The 7,544-nt window shown below is 57.5% G+C and carries 5 protein-coding genes; 1 reads left to right on the top strand and 4 read right to left on the bottom strand.

Annotation, left to right across the window (positions count from 1 at the left end; translation table 11 throughout):
* From K1Y02_23675 to K1Y02_23660, 4 genes are all read right to left on the bottom strand, one after another.
* Window positions 1-1,124: hypothetical protein (locus tag K1Y02_23675; protein ID MBX7259383.1), on the bottom strand; the 1,124-nt coding region annotated here is incomplete at its 3' end.
* 44 nt (window positions 1,125-1,168) lie between these two features.
* Window positions 1,169-2,704 carry a nitronate monooxygenase gene (locus tag K1Y02_23670; GenBank protein MBX7259382.1) on the bottom strand — a complete coding sequence of 512 codons (1,536 nt, stop codon included), beginning with the start codon at window positions 2,702-2,704 and terminating at the stop codon, window positions 1,169-1,171.
* A 543-nt stretch (window positions 2,705-3,247) separates the two neighbouring features.
* Complete coding sequence (locus K1Y02_23665) at window positions 3,248-4,714, bottom strand: Gfo/Idh/MocA family oxidoreductase (GenBank protein MBX7259381.1); 1,467 nt, start codon at window positions 4,712-4,714, stop codon at window positions 3,248-3,250.
* A gap of 13 nt (window positions 4,715-4,727) precedes the next feature.
* Entirely contained in the window at window positions 4,728-5,777 is a 1,050-nt protein-coding gene (locus K1Y02_23660) for an FAD:protein FMN transferase (protein MBX7259380.1), read from the bottom strand.
* 302 nt (window positions 5,778-6,079) lie between these two features.
* Here K1Y02_23660 and K1Y02_23655 point away from each other — a divergent pair, with 302 nt between their 5' ends.
* A complete protein-coding gene (locus K1Y02_23655) occupies window positions 6,080-7,498 on the top strand; it encodes a hypothetical protein (GenBank protein MBX7259379.1) in 1,419 nt (472 codons plus the stop codon).
* Window positions 7,499-7,544 lie beyond the last annotated feature (46 nt).

Genomic DNA, 7,544 nt, shown 5'->3' with positions numbered 1-7,544 from the left:
ACAACAAACGTATCGCACGCGCCTTCACATTCTTCCGTCCGGTGCAGATCGCGAACCGTCAAATTACCCACATGTACGCCGGAGGCCATCCAAATCAACGGAGCCTGCGTACGCCCCCACTCGTCGCTTGGCAGCGGCTTGTCCAACGGTTTTGTGGGTTTGGAGCAAAACACGTCGTCGATAACCACGTTGTCGAAGCGCGAAGCCGCTCCCGGATGGACATTGTGGTGCGTAAACGACACGACGTTGTAGCGAAACGTTCCGAACACATTCGAGATGTGAACCTGGCTCACCGGCGACCCCGCCGAAAGCAGGCGCACCGCCGTGTAGCCGTTCTCCGCGAAAAGCCCGTCGATACGAATGTCGCTGATCGGCCCCGCCGCCATCTCGGCAATACTTCCGTCGTTGGCGTTCAGCGCAACCATATCGTCATTGGTCGCGCCCTTCAGATTCGTAATCGTCCCGAACCGGCAATTCCCGTTGAGATGAATACCGTCCATATTCGGCCGGAGCATGTTGTAGTCGAACGTAATATCCGACACATCGAATCGCTCAATGTTCGCCAACTGCACCGCAAACGATTCCGGGTCCTTGAGTGTAAGGCCCTGCAATCGAAGCCCGCGCACGGTATCGAACCGCAGCATAACCCCGAGATAGCGATTGTGGTCGAACGGTACGTTCGAACTGAAATCGTGCGGCGTCTGCCCCGCATTGTTCCCGTCCCAGACTCCGCCGATTATCTGAATATCGCGGTCGCCCCCGCTTCGGTCCGCATTCTCTATCATGACCGAGTTCGCGCCGTCAGCTAGCCGAATCCTCGTCCTGGCCTCCAGGTGCAAAGTCTGACCGGAATGGATGATCAAGGGCCGCGAAATTAGATAGTGATCGGCTGGAGAGGGAAGATAGACAACGGCAACCCGCGAATCGAGCGCCCGTTGGATGCCGTTCGTGTCGTCATGTTGACCATCGCCTACAACGCCACGCAAAGGGGTGACAGGGTGGCCAACGACACTGACACAGCAGTCCGATGAAATGCGGATACATCCCGCAGCCATAAGGAGAACTATCAGACAGACTGCCCGCGCACACCGGTAAGACGTTCCAATAGAGACAGACTCATTCATAAGAACACGACCTCGCGCGGTCCACACCTGGAACGTATCGCGGGTTAGTGCTGGTCAAGTCCCTGGAGCAACGTGGAGATCACGTCCGCGGCGGTGTACGATGTCGATCCGTCTTTGAAGAATCGGCGCAGCTCAAGCAGATCGTCGCCCGCCGTGACTAGCGGCAGTTCCTTATACCCGCTCTTCTGCACTTGAGGAAATCCCGCGGCGGCCGCCAACCCATTGCACAGACACTTGCGCCCCTCGGTGTCCTCAATCTTGCCGCCCTTCTTCACATACTGATCCACGGGCTCCGCTGCACACCGGTATCCGAGCGTTCCATCCGGCTTCTTGTACACCACGCGCAAGTACCCGACGTCACACAACCGATCACGCAATTCGTAGAGTTCTCGTTCCGACATTGTCCCCGGAATGCTCGCAACCTTGAACGGAAATCCCGTCGGCGATGCCAACGGATCGGTGAACACGGTCATCTCGCCTGCCGCCACCTTCTTCAACGCACCCTGACGAATCTCGGGCGTAAACCCCGAATCCTCGCTGAACGCGAACGCCGTGCCCACCTGAATTCCCTGCGCTCCAAGCGCCAACGCTTCCCGGAGCCTCTCCGGCGAACCGTACGTACCCGCCAGCCAGAACGGCAGACCGAACGACTTGATCTTCTCGATGTCGACTTCGTCCTTCGGACCATATACCGGCTCGCCAGTATCGCTAAGCGGTCCCTGCCCACGAGGCGGCGCATTGTGTCCGCCCGCTTTCGGCCCCTCGATCACAAATCCATCCGTCTTGCCCGATGCCTTCTTAATCATCGCAATCGCCAGCACCGCCGATGAGATGATCGCTAAGAACTTAGGCCGCTTCAGATCCCCCTTCGGCTCCGCCACGATACGCCGCGGATCGAACACCGTGAAATACTCTTCTCCCGCCTCAGCACCCTCGACTGGCACGCGCAACCGCACCGTCTCATGCTTCGCCAACCCATCCAACACGCCTGGAATCTCAATGGGAATGCCCGCGCCCATGATCACGTAATCCACGCCAGCAAGCATTGCACCGTACAAGAGCGCCGGATTCGGCAGACGAATTTTCTCTAGAAGGTTCAGTCCGACAATTCCGTCGTGTCCCTCCTTGGCGAGGTACACCTCCGCAAAACCAGCCGCCACCGTAAGCTCGAGCAGATCTTGAGACGGATTAACCGTATAGACCGAGTGCAACTTGAATGCTGCATCATCGGCCTTTCCTTCCGGCCGATACCACGTATCGATGAATCGCTTGCCGATTTCCGCCTCGGGAAACGCCTCCAGGGCGCGCCGGTAGTGTCCGCCCGCATCACCCGCAAGAAGCTTACGCGCAACCACCGTCCCCAACGCCGTGCCCGACACGACGCCCAACTGCCCCTGCATTGACACGGCTCGCGCCAGCTTCCAATGCGAGACAGCAGCGCCCATGCCGCCTTGAATAATTAACGGATACTTTTCCACTCGGACTCTTCCCCCCCCGAAAGGATTGATGGCATGCGGCTCCGTGAACGCACCAAAGCCACGACAGCCTTCTCGGCGGGTCTCACCCGCCTTGTGCAACATCGGTACCCGCCCAACCACACGCGGGACTCTTTAATTTCCTATGATTATCCGCATATTTGCCCGGTGAATCAACGTTCCACACACGTTCCACACACGTACGACTCCTTCCCATTTTTCACGGCGTATGTCATAGTCCCCGACCGCTCCGTACTACTATCCGAAAAAGTCTGCGTAGGCTTCACGAATTTCCCCGTGCTCCCAGTGTTCACCCGTGGTTTGAAGTCATTCGAGCCTGATTAATCCTCTTATCGGCGTTCATCTTTGTCCATCCGTGGTTGAATCGATTTGGTTACGGCTATGCCGCGCTAAGCCTATCTGTGGTGTACTCGCCATGCTGTGGCGTGGTCTCCCGACCGCGCCACTCTTACGACCGCAGGTCTCCACTCTCCGCGACCGCGAGGTCTCCACGACTCTTCTCTTCAAGTCTCTCCCCTCTTCTCTGTGTACTCTGTGCCTCCGTGGTGAATCCCAAGAATAAACCAGGCCGAAGTCCCCTTCGGAACCTCGGCCCGGCCTTATACCTATCGCAGTGTGTTCTATACGCTATACGCCCAATTCAAACGGATCCGGCGTCTCGAAATCGAACTTCCATACCGCCGGGTCGATCTTCACCACCTGCTTCGTCTTCAGCGCCTCGTCCGCGGCGATATCGCACACGGCCGCCATCATGCCGCACATCTCATTCGTACGCGGCTTGCCGCCGTTCTTGATGTGGTGCACAAACGCCTGAAACTGCCGCGCATCCGGCTCAATGTCAAACGCGCCCGGCTCCAGGAAGTCATTGAACGGTACAGACGGATGGTCCTGCAGCCGCGTGTACTTACGGCTCTGGTTCGTCGTCTTGATGTAATTGATGATTTCCTCGTCCGTCGTCGGTTCCATGGTCTTCGGGTCAAGCCAAATCAGCGTAGGCTCCGGATGGAACAACGGCGTCTTCTGCCCCTCTTCGATCTTGATCCGTTCGCGCAATTCCATTGCACCCTGATCCCCAATCAACAGAATCGACTCACCCTTATGGAAGCTCGTCAGCAAGCCCGACCACGTAAACCGGACCGTGTACGGACGGTTGATCTTCGTGAGTTCCTGGTAATTGCTGCGCTTACTGATCGTACCGAACCCGTGATCGCCTGGCCTTAGGTCATATTCATAAACCAACGTGACGTTATCCGCCGTGTCGCGATCGTCGCGCCAGTAATCCGTGCCACCTGTCGTGTATACACGGCTCGGTGCCTTGCCCATGATCCAGTTCACGCACTCCACGTGGTGCGTCGCCAGCTCGCTCAACACACCCGCCGAATATTCTTCGTAGATGCGCCAATTCACTAACCGGCCCAGATCCTTCACCAGCTTCACTTCTTCTTCATTCAACACAACATCGCTTCCGTCTTTCTTCTTGGGAAGCGGCGTGCGCCAGTCGCCGTTACGGTGCCACTGCGCCTCGATAAACGTGATGCGCCCCATCTTGCCTTCCTGGAGCAGCTTCACGGCTTGCAGATAATCCGGGTTGTACCGGCGCTGATGTCCGCACTGCACGAACTTGCCCGTCTCGTGACACTTCGTCACGATGTTGCGGCACAGTTCATACTCATGCGCCATCGTCTTCTCGCAGAACACCCACTTACCGGCGTCCAGACAATCCATCACGATCGGATAGTGCGTCTTGTACGGCGTGGCAATCACGACTGCGTCGATGTTGTCTTTTTCCTTCTCCAGCATCACGCGATAGTCGTAATAGAGGTGCTCCTTCATCTCTTCCTTGCGGCCTGCCGCATCCCAGCCCCGGATCTGCCCAAACCGCACACAGTCCGCAATCGCGACAATCTCGATTTCCGGCGTCCCGGCGATTCCGTGCTCAATGTGGAAGATATTTTGCGCACCGGCTCCAATTATGGCGACCCGCACCTTCTCGTTTTGCGCGTACGCAAACGGCGAGTACCCGCTTGCAATGGCCACGCCCGCTACAGCCCCCGTAGCCTTCATGAAGTTGCGCCGCGACAGTTCGTTACTCATCAGTTCTATCCTTTCACTTGACGCCGAAATTGAAGCGCTTCAGGACCAAGTCCTCCGTCCCTGTGTCGGGCACGACAATGGCCCTCACCTCCGGATGCCGCGAGCAATACTCCTCGGCTGCCCGCTCGCCGTTCACGAAAAATACCTTCGTCAACGCGTCGGTTTCGGTTCCGGATGGGCCTATCGCCACCGTGATGAGCATGCCCTGAACAGGCATACCCGTAGCGGGATTTAGGATATGGCCGTACTTCTTTCCGTCGATTTCAGTCATGTACATCACATGACCGGAACATGACATGGTTTCGTTGCAGAGCGTGACCTCCGCAAGCGCCCCCGCACTGTTATACGGGTTTTCCATCACTACTTTCCACCCCGCCTCCCCCGGCGGAGCCCCAAGCGCCAGGATGGAACTCGTGCCCCCGTGGAAAATTGCCCGTGTAATGCCATAAAACTCAAGCGTCTGCCGCGCCTTGTCTATCGCCATTCCCTTGCCGATGCCGCCCGTCGTCAAACGCATCCCCGGTTTCGCAAACCGCACGGATCGGTTCTCAGGGTCCAGCATAACCTTGTCGAACCCGACCAACTCCTTGGCCGAAGCGATCTCTTCCGCCGACGGTATCCGTTTCTCTTTCAACGCGTTACGCCACAACTCCACCAGGGGCCCCACCGTCATGTCGAACGCCCCGTTCGATTCCCGGTAAAACCGTTGCGCCGTCAACAACATATCCATCACATCCGGCGCCACCGTCACGGGCCGTTCCGCCGCCCGCTTATTCACCAAGTAGATCTGAGTGCCCTGCTCCCACTCGCTGATTCGCGACTCCAGATTGTCGATTCCCTTGAACACCTCTTCCGCCACCGCGTCAAGGTCCGACTCCTTGTTCTTGGCCCGGTCGCCCCAGATGATGAGCTGAAACTCCGTACCCATCGCGCGATGCACAAAGACTAACTCAAAGTAACCGCTGGGCGGCAACGTGTTTTGCAGAATGAAGTCGCTCTCGGGCTTTTCGGGTTTCTCGGCGGCGAACGCAACGGTTGCCCCGAGAAATACGAGCGCGGACACAGCACAGAATCTCATCCGCAGAGAGAAACTGTGGCTTAGAAGAGTCTGAACACGAGGTTGCGTGCGATCTAGGTGGAGGTCGTTATTCATCATAAGCCAAATCGCATATAAGTATACCACATTCCATATGCCTGGTTGCCTCTCGCAAGTGTCTCCTATCCTTAATTCGTGCAATCACTTGCGTCCAACTTCCCACGCGGTCGCCTATCCGCGCTCGCATGCCTTGCCCATCGTCCACTGTCAATGCCATACTAATCCCGTGACTCATGATCCAGTTGCGCCCACTGAATGGGGGATGTCCTGTGAGTGCGCATACCGACAACAAATCGCCGGCCACGCTCCGGCGCAAAACAAGCGGTAACGCTCCCAGACTGCTCGACATACTGCAAGACCGCCTGCTCGGCACGCGCTTATACATCCATTCGATTGCGCGATACGCAATCGTCGCTGGCATCTTCTTCGGCGCAATCTTCGCCGGCTTCATTGTCGGCGTCGAGAATCTTCCCTACCGGATACTCTTCACACTCGCCGCGGTTCTCGGACTCTACAACACCGTTGTGTTCATCATCGTGCGGCGTTTTGCCCGTCACGCCATTCAGCAACCATCTCACCGCTTCCTTGCGGGACTTACCCACGCCACGATTCTATTCGATTACATTATCCTTACCCTGCTGCTTTGGGCCGTGGGCGGCGTAAAATCACCTTTCGTCGCCTTCTACATCCTCCACGTTATCCTGGCGTCCCTACTACTTTCGCCACGCGCCTCTTACGCCCATGCGATCATGGGATACGTCCTCATGGCCGGCCTTGCCGCCGCGCAATGGCTCGGCATCATTCCAACACCGATGCCAATCGGCGCCGTCAACAGCGCCACTCCCCTCGACGGACGCTACGTCTTGACGTCCCTGACCGCTCTCGGCTTCTTGATGGGATTGTCCGCCTTCCTGATGAACGGCGTCACGCACATGATCCGGCAGGGCCAACGCCAACTCAGCGACGCCAACGAGGAACTCGAGCGACTATCACAAATGCGCCGGGACTTCCTCCACATCGCCCTGCACGATTTGAAAGCCCCCGCCGACGCCGTCGCCATGCTCCTGGGTAACCTCGAATCGGAGATTGGCGGACCCCTCACCGAACAACAATCCAAATGGGTGGCACGCTGTCAGGTTCGCTTGAAGGAAATGCGCGGATTCCTACACGACTTTCAAGTGCTCTCCGTGCTCGACTCATCCGAGATCGAGGCTCAAGGGCAGCCTCTCGACCTCAACGAAATGCTCCGCCAATTGGTCGAAGAACACCAGGACCTCGCGCAAGGCAAGATGCATTCGCTCACGCTCGATGTCCCCGCTCCGCTGCCCGCTTCGTACGGAATCGAACGGCTCGTCCGCGAAGCGATCGCCAACTTGATTACCAACGCCATCAAATACACACCGCTGGGAGGAACCATCAACGTAAGGGGAACCCAAAACGGGCTATGTGTCCGCGTGGAAGTCTCCGACAACGGGATCGGAATCCCGCCGGATCAGATAAACAGTCTCTTCAAGGAATTCGTCCGCCTCAAACACCCCACCAACCGAACAGGCAAAGTATCAGGCAGCGGACTAGGCCTCTCCATCGTGCGAAGAATCGTCGAACTGCACGGCGGCACCGTTAGCGTAACAAGCGCCGCCAACGAAGGCAGCACCTTTACGATAGACCTTCCGACCCGCACCTCGTAATCAGAGGAATCTCCCAATACGTGTTGGTCTTCGCGTTCGTCCGCGT

The sequence above is a fragment of the Candidatus Hydrogenedentota bacterium genome (assembly GCA_019695095.1).
Taxonomy (GTDB): domain Bacteria; phylum Hydrogenedentota; class Hydrogenedentia; order Hydrogenedentales; family SLHB01; genus JAIBAQ01.
The sequence above is the reverse complement of the archived record's forward strand: the minus strand, read 5'-3'. Positions and strand labels throughout refer to the sequence as shown.